15 protein-coding genes are annotated in these 15,454 nt (G+C 71.8%); 4 read left to right on the top strand and 11 right to left on the bottom strand.

What is annotated here, in order from left to right:
- The first annotated feature begins 37 nt into the window (after positions 1–37).
- Positions 38–931 carry a LysR family transcriptional regulator gene (locus tag AMYTH_RS43430; RefSeq protein WP_037322151.1) on the top strand — a complete coding sequence of 298 codons (894 nt, stop codon included), beginning with the start codon at positions 38–40 and terminating at the stop codon, positions 929–931.
- Positions 932–983: 52 nt separating this feature from the next.
- Here the strand turns inward: AMYTH_RS43430 and AMYTH_RS0102260 are convergent, their stop codons facing one another.
- From AMYTH_RS0102260 to AMYTH_RS0102240, 5 genes are read right to left on the bottom strand one after another with little or no spacing between them, the layout of a single operon-like run.
- The gene (locus AMYTH_RS0102260; RefSeq protein ID WP_027928945.1) at positions 984–1,742 is read right to left on the bottom strand and encodes an IclR family transcriptional regulator; all 759 of its coding nucleotides are present in this window, start codon (positions 1,740–1,742) and stop codon (positions 984–986) included.
- A gap of 30 nt (positions 1,743–1,772) precedes the next feature.
- Complete coding sequence (locus AMYTH_RS0102255) at positions 1,773–2,750, bottom strand: cyclase family protein (RefSeq protein ID WP_209440727.1); 978 nt, start codon at positions 2,748–2,750, stop codon at positions 1,773–1,775.
- A complete protein-coding gene (locus tag AMYTH_RS43425; protein ID WP_148085745.1) occupies positions 2,743–3,009 on the bottom strand; it encodes a hypothetical protein in 267 nt (88 codons plus the stop codon). Before AMYTH_RS43425 ends, AMYTH_RS0102255 begins: the two co-directional genes overlap by 8 nt.
- 24 nt (positions 3,010–3,033) lie before the next feature.
- The gene (locus AMYTH_RS0102245) at positions 3,034–4,455 is read right to left on the bottom strand and encodes a TRAP transporter large permease subunit (protein ID WP_027928943.1); all 1,422 of its coding nucleotides are present in this window, start codon (positions 4,453–4,455) and stop codon (positions 3,034–3,036) included.
- Positions 4,455–5,801, bottom strand: a complete 1,347-nt coding sequence (locus tag AMYTH_RS0102240; RefSeq protein WP_027928942.1) for an RraA family protein — start codon at positions 5,799–5,801, stop codon at positions 4,455–4,457. Before AMYTH_RS0102240 ends, AMYTH_RS0102245 begins: the two co-directional genes overlap by 1 nt.
- Positions 5,802–6,164: 363 nt before the next feature.
- Between AMYTH_RS0102240 and AMYTH_RS0102235 the strand changes: the two genes are divergently transcribed.
- Positions 6,165–8,153 (top strand): APC family permease, encoded by a 1,989-nt coding sequence (locus tag AMYTH_RS0102235; RefSeq protein ID WP_027928941.1) that lies wholly within the window; start codon positions 6,165–6,167, stop codon positions 8,151–8,153.
- Here AMYTH_RS0102235 and AMYTH_RS48560 read toward each other — a convergent pair whose 3' ends face one another.
- The 4 genes from AMYTH_RS48560 to AMYTH_RS0102215 all read right to left on the bottom strand — a co-directional run bounded on the left by AMYTH_RS48560 (position 8,154) and on the right by AMYTH_RS0102215 (position 9,869).
- Positions 8,154–8,519: a hypothetical protein gene (locus AMYTH_RS48560; protein WP_157360492.1), complete on the bottom strand. Its 366-nt coding sequence runs from the start codon at positions 8,517–8,519 to the stop codon at positions 8,154–8,156.
- A 146-nt stretch (positions 8,520–8,665) separates the two neighbouring features.
- Positions 8,666–9,028: a fluoride efflux transporter CrcB gene (gene crcB / locus AMYTH_RS0102225; RefSeq protein WP_027928940.1), complete on the bottom strand. Its 363-nt coding sequence runs from the start codon at positions 9,026–9,028 to the stop codon at positions 8,666–8,668.
- Complete coding sequence (locus tag AMYTH_RS0102220) at positions 9,025–9,375, bottom strand: DUF190 domain-containing protein (RefSeq protein ID WP_027928939.1); 351 nt, start codon at positions 9,373–9,375, stop codon at positions 9,025–9,027. The genes crcB and AMYTH_RS0102220 overlap by 4 nt, the downstream gene beginning before the upstream one ends.
- Complete coding sequence (locus tag AMYTH_RS0102215; RefSeq protein ID WP_027928938.1) at positions 9,372–9,869, bottom strand: fluoride efflux transporter FluC; 498 nt, start codon at positions 9,867–9,869, stop codon at positions 9,372–9,374. Before AMYTH_RS0102215 ends, AMYTH_RS0102220 begins: the two co-directional genes overlap by 4 nt.
- A 272-nt stretch (positions 9,870–10,141) precedes the next feature.
- On the opposite strand from AMYTH_RS0102215, the gene AMYTH_RS0102210 reads away from it, so the two are divergent.
- Positions 10,142–10,774 (top strand): hypothetical protein, encoded by a 633-nt coding sequence (locus tag AMYTH_RS0102210; protein WP_228684543.1) that lies wholly within the window; start codon positions 10,142–10,144, stop codon positions 10,772–10,774.
- Between the two features lie 30 nt (positions 10,775–10,804).
- Here AMYTH_RS0102210 and AMYTH_RS0102205 read toward each other — a convergent pair whose 3' ends face one another.
- Entirely contained in the window at positions 10,805–11,257 is a 453-nt protein-coding gene (locus AMYTH_RS0102205; protein ID WP_027928936.1) for a hypothetical protein, read from the bottom strand.
- Between the two features lie 213 nt (positions 11,258–11,470).
- On the opposite strand from AMYTH_RS0102205, the gene AMYTH_RS0102200 reads away from it, so the two are divergent.
- Positions 11,471–11,833, top strand: coding sequence for a hypothetical protein (locus AMYTH_RS0102200; protein WP_027928935.1), 363 nt, complete (start codon positions 11,471–11,473; stop codon positions 11,831–11,833).
- A 159-nt stretch (positions 11,834–11,992) separates the two neighbouring features.
- On the opposite strand, the gene AMYTH_RS0102195 is transcribed toward AMYTH_RS0102200, so the two are convergent.
- A complete protein-coding gene (locus tag AMYTH_RS0102195; protein ID WP_027928934.1) occupies positions 11,993–15,451 on the bottom strand; it encodes a CHAT domain-containing protein in 3,459 nt (1,152 codons plus the stop codon).
- Positions 15,452–15,454 lie beyond the last annotated feature (3 nt).

The following is a 15,454-nucleotide window of genomic DNA, read 5'->3' as shown; positions in this document are numbered from 1 at the left end:
CGTCGACAAGCGCCCAAGGTTGTTCCAGGCTGTGGGAATGTACGACGTCCGGCGGCTGCTGCTGATCCGCGACCTCGCCGAACACGGCACGCTCGGCGCGGTGTCGGAGCTGCACGGCATCACGACCTCCGCGGTGTCCCAGCAGCTGCGGGCGCTGGAGCAGGAGGCAGGCAGCACGCTGCTGCGCCGCGACGGACGGGTGCTGCGGCTGACCCACGCCGGGCAGGTGCTGGTCCGGCACGCCGCGAAGGTGCTGCAGGCGCTGGACGAGGCCGAAAGCGCGGTCGCGGCCGCGCGGGAGGGCACGTCCGGGACGGTGACCCTGGTGGGGTTCCGCACCGCGCTGATGGCGCTCGCCCGCCCCGTGCTGGACCGCTTGCGGCACTCGGACGTGAAGCTGCGGCTGGTCACCGCGATCAAGGAGCCTGCGCTCAACGCGCTGCGGGCGGGCGAGGCGGATCTGGCGATCACCTACCACTACTCGTTCCGCAGCCAGACCCTGCCCGACGGTCTGGAGTCGGAGTTCCTGGCGGCCGACCCGCTGGTGCTGCTGGCGCCACCGCCCGCGCACGCCGGGGTGGAGCGCGACGGCCTGCGCGCGCTGGCCGAAGCCGACTGGATAGCGGCCGCGGAGGGCGCCCCGTCGATCGACTCGCTGCTGCACAACTGCCGGGCCGCCGGCTTCACACCCCAGATCGCCCACCGGATCGACAACTTCGGCGACATGGCACGCCTGGTCGAGGCCGGCGCGGGGGTCACCATCGTGCCACGGCTGGCCGTGCCGCCCGAACTGTCGCACCTGGTGGCCACTTCGGTGGCCCACGGCACGCGGCAGATCTCGGTCAGCCGCCGGCGCGGCACGGCCGGTCACCCCGCCGTGGCCACCGTGGCACAGGCGCTGAAAGCCGTGATCCGCGACCGAGCGCGATAACCCCGCAGCGGCGGTGGGATGACCAAATGGCTCGTGCTGCCGGCTCTCCGGCTCAGGAGATGCGGCGCGCGATCGCGAGCGCCGCGCGCTGGAGTTCCACACCGAGTTCGGCGACTCGGTCTTCGGGGATGTCGGCGAAGGTGCCGGTCACCTGGACCGCGGCGGTGGCGCCTGCCGGGTCGGGCACGGCGGCGGCGACCGAGGCCATCCCGGGTTCGCGCTCACCGCGAGCCTGGGAGTATCCGCGGTCCCGGATGGTCTTCAGCTCGGCCAGGAAGTCGTCGTGGTCGACGGGACCGCGGTCCGGGTGACCGAGGTTCCCGAGCTGCTCGAGGAACTCGGTCAGCTCGGTGTCGGTCAACTGCGCGGTGAGGGCCTTGCCCGCGCCGAGGTGCAGGGGCAGCCGTTCGCCGATGGGCAGTTCGTAGCGCAGCGGGCTGGCGCCGTCGACGCGGGCGAGCACCACGCGGGACCAGCCGATCCGCTTGAACAGGGACGCCGTCAGACCGGTGGCGGCGGCGAGGTCGTGCAGGATCGGGCGGGCGGCGGTCAGCAGCGGACTCGTCGTGAGGTAGGCGTGCGCTCCGAAGATCAGGGCGACCCCGGGCCGGTACCCGTTGGCATCCCGTTCGACGCGGCCGCGCGCCTCGAGCACCCCGAGAATGCGCTGGGTGGTGGCGACCGGCAGCCCGGCCCGCCGGGCGATCTCGGTCAGCCGCAGGGCGTGCTGGCTCGAGTCGATGACCTCGAGGATGTCGATGGCCCGCTCGAGCGAGCGCATGCTCGTCGCGGGTTTGTCCGGCTCGGCCATGAGCCACATCTTCCCACACAGTGAGCACAGTCACCGGAGTGCGGTGGCGTTGGGCGGCGAGCCCACCCCGCCGACGAGGTGCAGGGGCTTGACGGTGACGAGCGCGTCCCACCTTCCGTGGACCCGGCTGTCGGCCACCAGGCCGGTGAGGTTCCACAGCTCCCCGAGGGGCACGCCGAGCTTGGCGATGAGCTCCTGGTGCATCATGCCCGCGTCCTCGGGCGCGCCGGCCAAGAAGGTGTCGGCGGCGACCGGCAGGACTTCGACGGCGAAGGTGTCGGTGGCGAACAACGCGACCTGGTGGTCCCACAGCCACTCCGGCAGGTCGTGGGTCTGCCGGAAGCCGGTGGCGCGGCGGGCCTCGCGGACTTCGGCGCGCAGGGCGGGTCCGGCGTCGAGGAACCAGCGCGCCCACCCGGTGTGGACCAGCACCAGGTCCCCGGGACGTACGCGTTCGCCCTGGGCGCGCAGCGCGCGGTCGAGGACGTCCACGTCCAGCGCGGGACCATGCCGGTGGTCCAGCGGCGCACCCTCGGCGGCGAGAAGTCCGGCCACGTCGATGAGCAGGCCGCGTCCGACGATCGGTTTCTCGGCCCAGCGCTGCACACCGAGCGCCGGCCGCCCCGCCCGGATGTCGTCATCGGGCACCCCGTTGTAGAAGCCGTACCCGGACGCGCGCCGGTGCCGCAGACCGTCGACCTGCGAGGTGGCCTGCAGATAGAACTCGCGCAGCACGTCGTCGCGAGCCTCGGCGTGCGCGGAAAGCAGCTCGTGGCGCCGCGCTTTCCGCGCCCGCGCCATCGGCGGGTCGAACGCGTCGAGGGCGTGGTCGAGGCTGAAGACCGCGCCGCGCCTGACGCAGGCGAGCGCGTCGAGAACCTGCGCGGGACCGGCGAAGTTGGCCATGCCGCGTTCGGGGTCGTGCTCGAAGACGCCCCAGCTGGAGCCGGGCGGGACGTGCCCACGCAGCTGTGCATACGTGGGCACGTCCATGCGGTGGTCAGTCACGGTCGGGGTCCTGCTTGCGGTAGGAGAGGGCGAAGGACAGCAACCCGGCGACGGAGGCGCCCCCGAACGCGTAGGGAGCGACGGCCGCGGCCCAGTGGCGGGCGGCGGTGGCTTCGCCCGCGGCGAGAGTGGCGATCTGCCCGACGACGATCGCCAGTCCGGCGAGGAGGAAGAACACGACGGTGAGGGCGAAGAGGAAGGTGGCGATCCGGACTGTCCGGTTCGGACGGGAGGTGATCTGGTTCATCGTTGAACTCATGGGTCTGTTCCTTCCGTTTCGGCGTCAGACGGGGAGGACACCGACGGCGATGCCGACACCGAGGGCGAGGATGGGCAGGCAGTAGTACTTCAGCAGGGGCAGGAAGGTCTTGACCGGGTCGACCCGGGCGATGCCGGCCGCGACGTAGATCGGCGCGCCGGAGGGCGGCGACGCTCCCTCGGTCGAGGCGAAGATCAGGACCGCGGCGGCGGCGATCGGTGCGGGAACGCCGGCGCCGGCCAGGGCGGCCACCGCGACGGGCCCCACCGCGGCCATGGTCGCGCTCGCGGTGAGCGGGATCGCGATGGCCACGATGATCACGCCGATCGCGATGGCCATGATCCACGCGGGCGCGTCGAGCCCGGACAGCACGGTCTCCAGCTGCCCGGCGAGGCCGAGGTCGGCCAGGACGTTGGAGGCGGAGAACGCGGCGACGATGGTGATGCCGATGACGCCGAAGGACGGCGCCGCCTTGCCGATGACCGACCACCACCCGGAGGCGGTGCGGGGCAGGTGCTTGCGGCCGAGGAACAGCACCAGCGCGATCATCAGCACCGGGATCCAGGTGATCAGGCTGATCACGTCCGGCATCGAGTAGGGCTGCGCGGGCAGTTTGGTGCCGTCGGCGAGTGCGACGGGCTTCTTCAGTGCCTCGCCGACGCCGGAGTAGGTGCCCAGCGCTTCGGCGACCGGGCCGCGGGTGAGCAGCAGCGGGACGAGGATCGGCAGGAACAGCAGCAATGAGGTCCATCCGGAACGCAGGCTGCGGCCGAACGGGATCCGGTCGCTCTCGGCGATCGGTTCGATGCCGTTGCGCCGGATCAGGAACCACGACAGCACGATCCGGTAGCCCAGGCACCACAGTCCGGCGATGGCGAGGGGTTTGACGATCTCGTCGGCCTGCATGATGCCCTGCGCGGCGAGCCCGCCGACGAGGATGAACATGGTGGCCGAGAACGGGAACGTCACGCCCATCCCGGCGCCGCCGGCGACCACGGTGGCGGCCAGTTCGGGCTTGACGCCGGACCGTTTCATCCACGGCACGGTCACCGAACCGACCGCGGCCGTGACGGCGGCGCCGACGTGGGCGATCGCACCGAAGATGCCCCCGGCGACGGTCGCCGTGTAGACCGGGCCGCCACGCAGGCGCCCGAGGACGGAGTTGAGCAGGTCGATCAGCTTGTCCAGCACCGGGGTCTTGGCCAGCAGGTAGGACATGAACACGAAGGCCAGCCCGGCGAAGGTGACCTCCTCCTGCATCGAGTCGACCACCGCGTGCTCGATGGCCGACCACGCGGATCCGCCGTCCTCGGTGCCGCCGAACACCGCGAACCCGCACACGGCCACGAACCCGAGGATCATCGCCTCACCGATGTTGCGCTTGAACACCGCGTTCCACACGATGATCACCGCGACGAACGCGAGCAGTGCCCACACCCCGGCCATCACGCGGTCCCGGCGAGGATCGCGGCGCGGCGCTGCGCCTCGTCGGCTTCCACGGCGCGGCCCCCGAGGAGGCTGGCCGCGGCCTCGGCCGCGGGGATCACGATGACGCCGTCGTCGTCGCCGACGACCACGTCGCCGGGCCGCACGACCACCCCGCCGACCGCGACCGGCACGTCCACCTGGCCCGGGCCGTTCTTGTACGGTCCGGCCGGGCAGGCGCCGCGGGCCCACGCCGGGAAGCCGATCTTCTCCAGTTCGCTCACGTCGCGCAGCACCCCGTCGGCCACGATGCCCCGGACCCCGCGGCGCTTGGCGCGCTCGGCCATCAGCTCGCCCAGCAGCGCCCGGCTGGTGTCGCCGCCACCGTTGACGACCAGCACGTCACCCGGCCGTGAGCAGGCGATCGCCCGGTGCACCGCCAGGTTGTCGCCGTGGGGCACCCACACCGTGCGGGCGCGCCCGACCACTCGAGCGCCCTTCCACAGGGCGCGGATTCCGCCATCGAGCATGCCCATACGATCGCGTGCGTCGCCGATGTTGGCGACGGCGAGTCCCTCGAACTCCGGCCACAGGTCCTCGGCCGGGGCGAGCGCGGCGTCCGCGCGGCCGCGGTGCACCTCCGCGGTGGCGCGGGTCATCACCGGCAGCACCCCGAGCGAATCGAGCAGCGCCGCGGCCGCGTCGGCTTCACCAGCGCGCCGGGCGGCGTGTTTGAGCGTGCCGTCGTGCAGCCGGTTCACCGCCGCGTCTCCGCCGGACAGTTCGCGGGCCATCTGCTCACGAACCCAGTCCTCCGCGCCCGCCGCGCGACCCGCCAGGACCGATTCCACGATCAGCGCGCCCAGGCCCTTCATGAAGGTGCTGCGCAGCAACTTGCGGCCCGACGCCGCACCGGGTGCTCCCCCGATGTCGTCCACGCGCGCACCCAGCTGCTCGAAGGTCGCGGCGGCCCGGGCGGAGGCGTGACCGCTGATGATCACCGGGGTGGCGGCGCCGAGGGCGGGCACCGGCCCGATCACCGCCACGTCGGCGAACCGGCTCTCGCCCACCATTCCCGCGATCGTGCGCTTGACCTCGGGCGCGGCCGCGTTCATGTCCACGTACACGGCCGCGGGCGGCAGGAACTGCGCGACCGACTGCGCGGCTTCGACCGCGGCGCGCCCGCCCACCAGGCTGAGCACCACGTCCGCGTCACGGACCGCCTCCTCCGGAGTGTCCGCGCGTTCCACCCCCGCCGGCGTCGCGTTGTCGGCGGGGTCGTACCCCGCCACGGTCCACCCGCGCGCGACAAGGCCGGCCGCATACAGCGTCCCGGCCTCGCCGAGCCCCAGCACCGACATCCGCATTCTGCCTCCTTGCAGATTTCCATACAGTGGTAATCCCTGTCGTTGTGCGGATAGTATTGCCACAAGATGAGAGACGAGTCAACGGTGAGCTGCGCCGGTCGGCCGCGCCGATCGCCGAGGGCACACGGCGGCGCGCCTCGCGGTGGTGCTGTCGGCGGCGTCGTCGAGTGGCTCGCCCCCGGACCTTGCGCAGCACCAGCGGGGCCGACTGCACGCGACGTTGAAGCTCGGCGCACCCGATCACCGTCAACAGCCCCGCGCCGGCGGCTGCCCGGCACGTGAGCGTCGGTGAGCAGGTATTTTGACGAGATCTAAACGCTTCGCTCGGCCGTATGGGCGATCAGGACTGCCTACGCTGCGGGCGTGGGATCTCCGAGCTCCGTGCTCAAACGACTCGTCGTGGGCCGTCCGTTCCGTAGCGACCAGCTACACGGCGAACTCCTGCCCAAGCGCCTCGCGCTGCCGATCTTCGCCAGCGACCCGCTGTCCTCGGTGGCGTACGCGACGCAGGAGATCATCCTGATCCTCGCGCTCGGCGGGACCGCGTTCCTGCACCTGACGCCGTGGATCGGGCTGGCGGTCGTCGTGCTGCTCGCGGTCGTCGTCCTGTCCTACCGCCAGGTGGTGCAGGCCTATCCCAGCGGGGGCGGCTCCTACGAGGTCGTTTCCCGCAATTTCGGCCCGTCGGCGGGCCTGGTCGTCGCGGGTGCGCTGCTGGTCGACTACATCCTCACCGTCGCGGTGTCCGTCTCGGCCGGCGTGGACAACATCATCTCGGCCGTGCCCGAACTCAACTCCTACCGGGTCGTGATCAACGTCGGGTTCATCGTCGTGCTGGCGGCGATCAACCTGCGCGGCATCCGGGAGTCGGGCCGCACCTTCGCGGTGCCCACCTACCTGTTCATCGCCGGCGTGCTGGTGATGATCACGATCGGACTGGGCCGTGCCGTCGCGGGGAACACGCCGGTCGCCGAAAGCGCCGGCTGGGACATCCGCCCCGAGCACGTCGGCCTGTCCGGGCTGGCACTGGCCTTCCTCGTGCTGCGCGCGTTCTCCTCCGGCTGCACCGCGCTCACCGGCGCCGAGGCCATCTCCAACGGCGTGCCCGCGTTCCGCAAGCCCAAGGGCCTCAACGCCGCGCGCACGATGAGCGCGATGGGCATCCTGTCGATCGTCATGTTCAGCGGGATCACCGCGCTGGCCCTGATCACACACACCCGGGTCGCCGAAAACACGTGCGACCTAATCGGTTTCCCTGGCGACTGCAACACCGAAGCGCAGCGCACCGTCATCGCGCAGATCGCTGCGGCGGTCTTCGGCGGCGACCAGAGCGTGTTCTTCTACTACATGCAGGCCGCCACCGCGCTGATCCTGATCCTCGCCGCCAACACCGCGTTCAACGGCTTCCCGCTGCTCGGCTCGATCCTCGCGCAACACCGCTACCTGCCGCGCCAGCTGCACACCCGCGGTGACCGCCTGACCTTCTCCAACGGCATCATCGCGCTGGCCGTCATCGCCGGTGCGCTCATCTACGCCTTCGACGGCTCCACCACCAGGCTGATCCAGCTCTACATCATCGGGGTGTTCACCTCGTTCACGCTCTGCCAGGCCGGCATGGTCCGGCACTGGAACCGGGAACTGGCCGGCGCGACGGACCGGACGCACCGGATCCGGATGCGGCGCGGCCGGGCGATCAACGCCTTCGGCGCCTGCTTCACCGGCATCGTGCTGGTGGTCGTGCTCGCCACCAAGTTCACCGGCGGCGCCTACCTCGTGGTCATCGCGATTCCCGTGCTGTTTCTGCTGATGCGGGCCATCCACCGCCACTACCAGCGGGTCAAGGAGGAACTCGCGCCCGACGAGGCCGGCATGCTGCTCCCCAGCAGGATCCACGCCCTCGTCCTGGCCTCGACGCTGCACAAGCCCACCCAACGGGCGCTGGCCTTCGCCAAGGCCGCCCATCCCGACACGCTGACCGCGATCACCATCAACGTCGATGACAGCGAGACCCGCGAGCTGCAGCGCATCTGGGAGGAACGCGACATCAAGGTCCCGCTGAAGGTTCTCGAATCGCCCTATCGCGAGATCGCCCGGCCGCTGGTGAACTACGTGAAGAACCTGCGCCGGGACAGCCCCCGCGACGTGGTGTGCGTCTACATCCCCGAATACGTGGTCGGCCGGTGGTGGGAGAACCTGCTGCACAACCAGAGCGCCCTGCGCCTGAAGGGCAGACTGCTGTTCGAACCCGGTGTCATGGTGGTCAGCGTGCCCTGGCAACTGCACTCCAGCGCGCGCCGTGACCTCGAACGAGCCGACCGCCTGCCCGGCGACGTGCGGCGCGGCATCCGCTGATCAGGCCCTGCCCCATCGGCCCGACCTTCGCACAACCCGCGCCAGAACCGCCACCACGACCGCGGCCATCAGCAGCGCAACCGCCGCCTGCAGTGCCGCCCCGGTGAACACCAGGCCACCCTGCCTGCCCAGCACGAAGCCGCTGTCCAGGGCCCAGCACACCGCCGCGGTTCCCACCGCAGCTCCGGGCGTGGTCACCGCGGCGACCCCGGCGACGGCCACCGTGAACGCGATCAACGCCCCGGCAGGGTGACTCGTGGCCCCGGCGGCGACCGCCGCGACAGCAACGACAACCCCGACGGCGAAACCGAGGGGGAAGCCGAACCCGCCGGACAGAGGCCGGGTGAAGATCGCTGACGCGCGCACCACCACAGTCCAGCATCCAGCAGGCAATTGCAGGCGGAGCAGGACGGATTCCAGACGCCACCACGCGAGCTATTGACGATTCGTTGACGCCGGCAGGCCACCACCACGCACCATCAGCACGCCGGTCGGCGTCACGGGGGCGGAGCTCAGGCGGTGATCGCCTGGGCCAGCGCGAGGCCGGTGTAGGCGGCGCCGAGTCCGGCGACGATGCTGCCGGCGACGTTGGCCAGGGCGTAGAAGCGGGCCCGTTCTTGGGCCAGGCGCAGGGTTTCGTAGCTGAAGGTGGAGTAGGTGGTCAGCGCGCCGCAGAACCCGGTGCCGATCAGCGCGGCGAGTGCCGTGTCGGCAGGGAGGCCGGTGAGGAAACCGAGGATCGCCGAGCCGGTGATGTTGACGGCGAAGGTACCCCAGGGGAACACGGTGTCGTGGCGGGCCTGGATGGCGCGGTCGGTCAGGTAGCGCAGCGGGGCGCCGACCGCGGCGCCGAGGGCCACCAGCAGCACAGTCATCGGCTGACCGCCCGATCGCGGCCGACGTAGCGGATGACCTCGACCGGTTCGACGATGACCAGCCCCTCGCCGATCAGTTCGTCCAGGGTGGGCAGGAAGTCCCTGATCCGCGTTTCGTCGTCGACGATGAGAATCACCACCGGCAGGTCGTCGGACAGGGACAGGATCCGGGCCGTGTGCACGTGGTTGGAGGCGCCGTAGCCCTCGATCCCGCGCAGTACGGTGGCGCCGGCCAGCCCGGCCCGGTGGGCGCGGTGCACGATCTCGGTGAACAGCGGTTTGTGGTGCCACCGATCGGTCTCGCCGATGAAGATGGTCAGCCGCAGCGCGGGGCCTTGGAGTTTCATCGGGCCGCACCCGCCTTCCGGGGTGTTCGGGGGCGCCGTTGCAGCGCCCGGGCCGTCAGTGTCGCGCCGGTCCAGACCGCGAGCAGCGCGGCCAGGACAGTGGCGGCGAGGTAGGCCAGCGCGGTGCGGGCGGCCCCGGCGGCGAGGGCCTGCTGGATGTCGACGACGTAGGTGGAGAAGGTGGTGAACCCGCCCAGTACACCCACTCCGAGGAACGGGCGCAGCAGCCGCCGCCCGGGCCACAATTCGGTGATCAGGGCCATCAACACGCCGATGAGCAGGCAGCCGGCCGCGTTGATGCCGAAGGTGGCGAACCCGAACTGCTCGGCGCGGTGCGGGAAGGCCTGTTGGAGCCCGTAGCGGGCCAGCGCACCCAGGACACCACCGGCGGAGATCACCGCCAGCACCGGCCACGGACTCGGGCGCACCTCCCGCCGCCCGGCGGGCCCGCACACATCCACATCCGGGTCCACGGGGTTGGTCACAGACTCCACGCAGTCCTCCCTACCAGCACGAACAAGGTCACTGGTAGGGACCGTTGGCAGACCGGATCTGCGGTTCCCCCGGGATGTCCCGGGGTCGGCGGGCCCCACCCCCGAGGCGCCGAGCCGGGCCGGCACCAAGGTGAGCCTACCAACCGGCCGCCGCTGGCCGTTCAGGTCGTCGAGCAGATCCCAGCGTCGGTGATACGCCGGCACCGCGGCGAGCAGCTTCCGCCGGCGCACCGCCATGCAGGCCCCGCCCGGAACGGGTGACAATGGAGCACATGAAGAGGGGGCTTCGCCGCTGCATGCTGGCTTTGCTGGGCGTCTTGACGTTGGCGATCCCATCGGCCGCTGAGATGACGAGGCCCGCGGCACCGCCGGTTGCCGGGCCGCCGCCGGTGGTGCCGGGCTGCGAACAGGGTTGCGAGACGGTGTTCTCCGCCGCGCTGCCCGGCGGGCACCGGCTCGACGGGCTGCACGGAGTCGGCGGCAACGTGCTGGCGTACTGGGAGGGCGCGAACCTCGTCGACACGACCCAGGTCCGCGGCAGCGACGGGCAACCCTACGAGCGGGTGACGGCCGGGCTGTGCGGCGCGGGGCGGTGTTCCGTCGCGTTCGAGTTCGGCGCGCACTCCGCCGCCGTCGCGGCCCTGCGGGTCGACACGAAGATCACGGCGGACACCGCGGTGGAGGGCGTCGCGGCCGACGTGCGGGACCTCAACGCCGACGGCCTGCCGGACGCCGCGGTGCGGCAGAGCACGTACGAGCCCAGCTTCGCGCTCGCCCCGCTGTACTGGGTGACCTATGTGCAGCAGGACGACCACCTGGTGCCCACCGGCTGCACGACACCGGTGCAGGCCTTCGAGCCGGCCCCGGCCACCGCCGCGACCGGCCCCTGCCCGACGAACATCTAGAACGCCGGGCACCTCAGCGCGGGCGCCGGGTCACAGCCGTTCCGAGCGGACCCAGTTTCCGCAGCCTTCCGACGGGATGAACCCGCCCCAGCCGCAGACCTGGAACTCGATGTAGCCGCCCGGCTGGAGAGTCACGTGCCGGGTCAGTTCGCGGTTCTTGTCGGTGCATTCCTGCAGATTCCGGTACTGACGCTCTGGTTCCGAGGTCTTCCAGTAGATGCGGATCTGGCCGTTGCCACCAACCGTGCCATTGCACAATCGAGGCTCCCAGACGCCGGAGAACCTGACGGTATCCGAATCCACGCGGTCCACCGAAACGTCGAAGTACAGTCGCCAATCGGTGCAGCCGATTCCACCGCCCGGGCAATACAGGTATTCGGCGTGCAACTTGTCCGCCGCCGCGGCGGACGGAGTCATGACGATCAAGCTCGCCAGCGCGGCCAGAGCGGCCAGGAAACCGGAAACCTTCTTCGAATTGAACACGGCTTCTCCTTCGGACATCGGGGATCGCGGATCCGAAGCTACGGACGGAATTCAGCGTCGACAACCGTTGTCGCTGAATGGGGTGCCGCCTGATGATCGGCAAATGTTTCGGATTTTTCGGCACACGCACACGATCGGGCGCACCTGGAGCCGCGCGCGACGGGGGTGCGGTAGACAAGCCCGGAAGGGTTCCTCGGGAAAAGGAGAAAACGCATGAGCATCGGTGATTTCGCCACCGGCGCGCGGGATCAGGGACACGCCCTGCTGGGCGGCCAGAACGCCGCGACGCTGAAACTGGAGATGAAGGTCTTCTGGAAGCGCGGGAAGTTCGACCAGGACGAGACGGTGTTCGTCGACGAGGGGTACACCCTCACCGGCGGCGGCTGGGAATGCGCCGACAACGCACCGAACAGCAGCAGGTACGTGCCGATCTATTCGCGGGGCGTCTGCAAGAACAAGCCGACCGAGGACTGGCGCGGCTGGGTGGTCCGGGTCCTGCCGCCGCGTGGCGAGAAGGGGGAAGAGGACGAGCACATGTGGGTGTACGCCTGCGGGATCCGCATCAAGCCGGACTGATCACCGCCGCCCGCGCACCGCACGCCGATCCGGGCGTGCGGTGCAAGGGTGTGAGGTCACGAGGGATACCGGCTGCGTCCCTGTGCGGACAATGTTCATACCCGGGGCGAACCGGCGCCCCGCCGCCTCGGTGATTGCTGACGCCTTGGACCGGCACGCTCAGGCGCCGAAGTGGACGTGGGCCGCCCAGAGCGACGGGAGGTTCGGGTAGCGGTCCCGCAGGGCGCGGATCGTCCGGTGCACCGACGCGGCCGCGGTGTCGGCTCCGGACGAGAGGAGGTCGGTGTAGATCTGCTCCGTCAGCGACGGCGCGACGGCGTCGTCGACCCGCCACAGCGTGCCCACCACCTGCGCGAACCCGGCGATCTGGAACGCCGCCGCCGGGTGGATCGCCTCGTCCGACAGGGTTTCCGACGTGCGGGCCGTGTCACATGCCGACAGGTACGCGAACCGCGCGCCGGGCAGGCGCAGGCGGGACACGTCGACCACCCGCAACGGCGCCTGACCGTGCAACACCAGGTGGCTGTCCGACGGGTTGGCCGGGTCGCTGTAGCCGTGGCAGGCGAAGTGCACCCAGCCGGCGGTCGGCAGCGCGTCCAGCACGGCGTCCCGAGTGGCCTCCGCGCCGGTCAGCACCGTGGCGCCGGGGACCTGCGCGGCGAGGAACTCCGCTTCGGCCTGGGCGCCGGGCAGGTCGGGACCGTCCGGTGTGGACGGCATCGCGACCACGAGCAGCCGGTCACCACCTCCCCGTCCCTGCGCCCGCGCGTGGGCCAGCGCCCGGACCGTCGGCGTCACCGACGAGATCACCCGGTCCACCACCGTGGGACCGCCGTCGCGGTGGTGACCGGCGGCGTGCAGCGGCAACATGCTGAGCACCCCGACCGGCGCCCACCAGATCCGCGACACCGCGCCCAGCGAGTCCAGCACGGGGCCGGTCACGGTGTCCCACAACCATTCCAGCGTCTCGTGGATCGTGCGCTCGGCGGACAGCCGCTCGCCGGGCTCCGCGGCGAGCGCGGCGCGGAAGGCACGCACCCGTTGCCGCAGGGCCTCTGAGCTCAGGCCGGGCAGCGGCTGGACCTGGACACCGTCCGGGGTGAGGATCACCGCATCGCACCGGTAGCCGCTCACGTTGACGTAGACGACCGGGCCCTCCTGCGCCTGCGCCGTCAGGCCGGCGAGCGACGGCGGCCGCAGGAACCGCTCCAGCCCGGGCAGTTCCCGGATCCGCGCGGCCAGCTCCTCCAGTTCCCCGGCGAGCGCGAGGCGGTCCCGGCCGGTGTCGGTTTCGAACTCCGCGCCGAGCGCCTCGAACTCCGCCGCCAGCTCGGGCGCCCGCTCGCGCAGCTCGGTCAGGTCGCCGCGGCTGTCGAGCGCCTGAGCCGCCAGCACGCAGCGGCCGGACTCCAGCATGGTCACCGCGCCCTCCGGATCGCCTGCGTCGAGCGCGCAGGCGGCCGCGTCGGCGGCGAGCCCGGCGAACCGGCCCAGCCAGTACTGGGCGTCGCCCCGGTCGAGGCGGCGGCCGGCGAGCTGGGGCAGCAGCCCGACCGCGACGGCGTAGCCTTCGGCCGCGGACGCGGGCAACCCGCCCTCGGCGGCCAGCTCGCCCCACCGGTCGGCCGCCTCCACCCGCCGGACCGTCGGCGATCCGGCGGACCGCGCGGCCTCGCCGTACACCGCGAGCGCCTCGGCGAGCGCGTCCCGGTCGCCGAACCGGCGGAACCGCAGCCGCAGCGCGTCGGCCAGTGTGGTCAGCGTCGTCGCCCGCGAGAACGACTCGCCTTCCCGCGCCCCCACGGCTTCGCGCGCGAGTGCGACGGCCTCCTCCAGGATCGCCGGGTCATGCTCGCCCGCGCCGGGACGCGCGAACCAGTCGCACAGCACACCGGCGAGGCCGGAAACGTAACCGGCTCGCTCCGGGCTGCCGTCGGCGGCCGCGGCCACCGACGCGCGGCGGGCGGCGATCGCGTCGCGCAACGCGTCCTGGTCGCCGAACCGGGTGTAGGCGGTGCTCAGGACGCCACCCAGGTTCGCCAGGCGCAACGCCCGGTCGGGGTCGTCGGCCGCGGTGGCGTCGACGGTGGCGCGGTGGACGCGGATCGCCTCGTCGAGCGCTTCGGCCCGGCCGGTCCGCTCGAACCAGTCGGACAGCATGGTGGCGAGGTTGCCGAGGTGGCTGGCGTGCCCGGCGACGCGTCCGGCGCCGAGGCGGACCGATTCCCGCGCGGCATCGATCGCCTCGGTCAGCATCCCCAGCTCGCCGGTGACCCGGAAACGGCGGTGCAGCGTCGCCGCGAGGTTGGCGAGGATCACCGGGTGGTCCGGGTGTCCGGCGGTGATGGCGGCGGCCTCGCGGGCGGCGTCGATCGCCTCGGTGAGCGACGCGAGCTCGCCGGTGGCGAGGAACAACGCGTTCAGGCTGACGACGAGGTTGCCCACGTACTGGGCCCGCTGCGGATCCCCTGGCCGTGCGCACCGGACGGCTTCCCGTTGCAGCGCCGCGGATTCGGTGAGCGCGTCCAGGTCGCCGAACGCCTCGCCGCGCTGGGCCAGCGCCGCGGCGAGATGGTCCAGCCGCTCGGCCCGGTACGGGTGCCCGGCGGGGGTGGCGGCGATCGCGGCTCGGCCGTGCCGGATGGCGCGTTCCAGCAGCTCCGGGTTCCGGGTCCGGCCGAACTCGGCGGCGAGCGTCCCGCACGCCGCCGCCTCCATCCCGGCGCGCTCGGCCACGCTCCCGCTGCTCGCCGGTTCGGCAGGTTCGCCGGTGAGCGCGGTCCACTCGCGCTGCGTGAACAGCAGGTCCGTGGAGAACCGCGAGTACCTCGGGTCGCCGCGCGGGGTGAGCGCGAACAGGGTCGTGCGGGCTTCGAGCAGCTCGGCCAGGTCGTCCCGGGCGCCGGTGAGGCGGTGGCGGTCGTCGAGGAGCCGGCAGCGGAACGCCAGGCGGTCCAGCTGCTCGGCGGAACCGGGCGGGGTGAGCTCGACGGCGCGCCGCACCGCGTCGAGGGCTTCGGGCAGGACCGTGGGATCGCCGGTGTGCGTGAACCAGCGGCGGAGCAGCACCGCGAGGAAGTACCGGCTGCGGGCGGCGATGTCGTCGTCCGGCGCGTTGCGCACCGCGTCGCGTGCCTGCTCGATGCCCTCCCACAACGCGCCCTCGTCGCCGGTGGCGGTGAAGACCGTCAGCAGCGCGACGACGAGATTGTCCTGGTAGTCGGCCTTGTCCCCGGGCGCCGCGCCGTCCACCGCGCGCCGGCTCCACCACACCGCGTCGTCCAGCGTGTCCAGGTTCTGGTTGTGCTGGAACGCGGTGTGCATGATGATGCCGAGGTTGTTGGCGTGGGAGGCTTCCTCGGCCGGGCTGCCCGCCGACAACAGGACCGCCTCCATCAGCCCGTCCACGGCTTCCTGCAGGTAGCTCAGGTCGCCGGTCTGGTGAAACCGGGTCTGCAGCAGGCCGCCCATGTTGGACAGGTAGGTGGTGCGCTCATCGCCGTCCACGGTCGCGAGCACCTTGCGGCCGTACTCGATCGCGGTCTGGACCGAGGCCGGATCCGGGCTGTGCCGGGCCACCCGGAACGCGTCCCAGAACCGCTCCCCCCAGTCGGTCACGGG

The organism is Amycolatopsis thermoflava N1165 (genome assembly GCF_000473265.1).
GTDB lineage: Bacteria > Actinomycetota > Actinomycetes > Mycobacteriales > Pseudonocardiaceae > Amycolatopsis_E > Amycolatopsis_E thermoflava.
The sequence above is the reverse complement of the archived record's forward strand: the minus strand, read 5'-3'. Positions and strand labels throughout refer to the sequence as shown.

Excerpts from the sequence above, each read along its gene's own strand:
- AMYTH_RS0102245 (WP_027928943.1), bottom strand. The coding sequence starts at position 4,455 with ATGGCCGGGGTGTGGGCACTGCTCGCGTTCGTCGCGGTGATCATCGTG.
- AMYTH_RS0102240 (WP_027928942.1), bottom strand. The coding sequence starts at position 5,801 with ATGCGGATGTCGGTGCTGGGGCTCGGCGAGGCCGGGACGCTGTATGCG.
- AMYTH_RS0102210 (WP_228684543.1), top strand. The coding sequence starts at position 10,142 with ATGAAGAGGGGGCTTCGCCGCTGCATGCTGGCTTTGCTGGGCGTCTTG.
- AMYTH_RS43430 (WP_037322151.1), top strand. The coding sequence starts at position 38 with ATGTACGACGTCCGGCGGCTGCTGCTGATCCGCGACCTCGCCGAACAC.
- AMYTH_RS0102220 (WP_027928939.1), bottom strand. The coding sequence starts at position 9,375 with ATGAAACTCCAAGGCCCCGCGCTGCGGCTGACCATCTTCATCGGCGAG.
- AMYTH_RS0102260 (WP_027928945.1), bottom strand. The coding sequence starts at position 1,742 with ATGGCCGAGCCGGACAAACCCGCGACGAGCATGCGCTCGCTCGAGCGG.
- crcB (WP_027928940.1), bottom strand. The coding sequence starts at position 9,028 with ATGACTGTGCTGCTGGTGGCCCTCGGCGCCGCGGTCGGCGCCCCGCTG.
- AMYTH_RS0102200 (WP_027928935.1), top strand. The coding sequence starts at position 11,471 with ATGAGCATCGGTGATTTCGCCACCGGCGCGCGGGATCAGGGACACGCC.
- AMYTH_RS43425 (WP_148085745.1), bottom strand. The coding sequence starts at position 3,009 with ATGAGTTCAACGATGAACCAGATCACCTCCCGTCCGAACCGGACAGTC.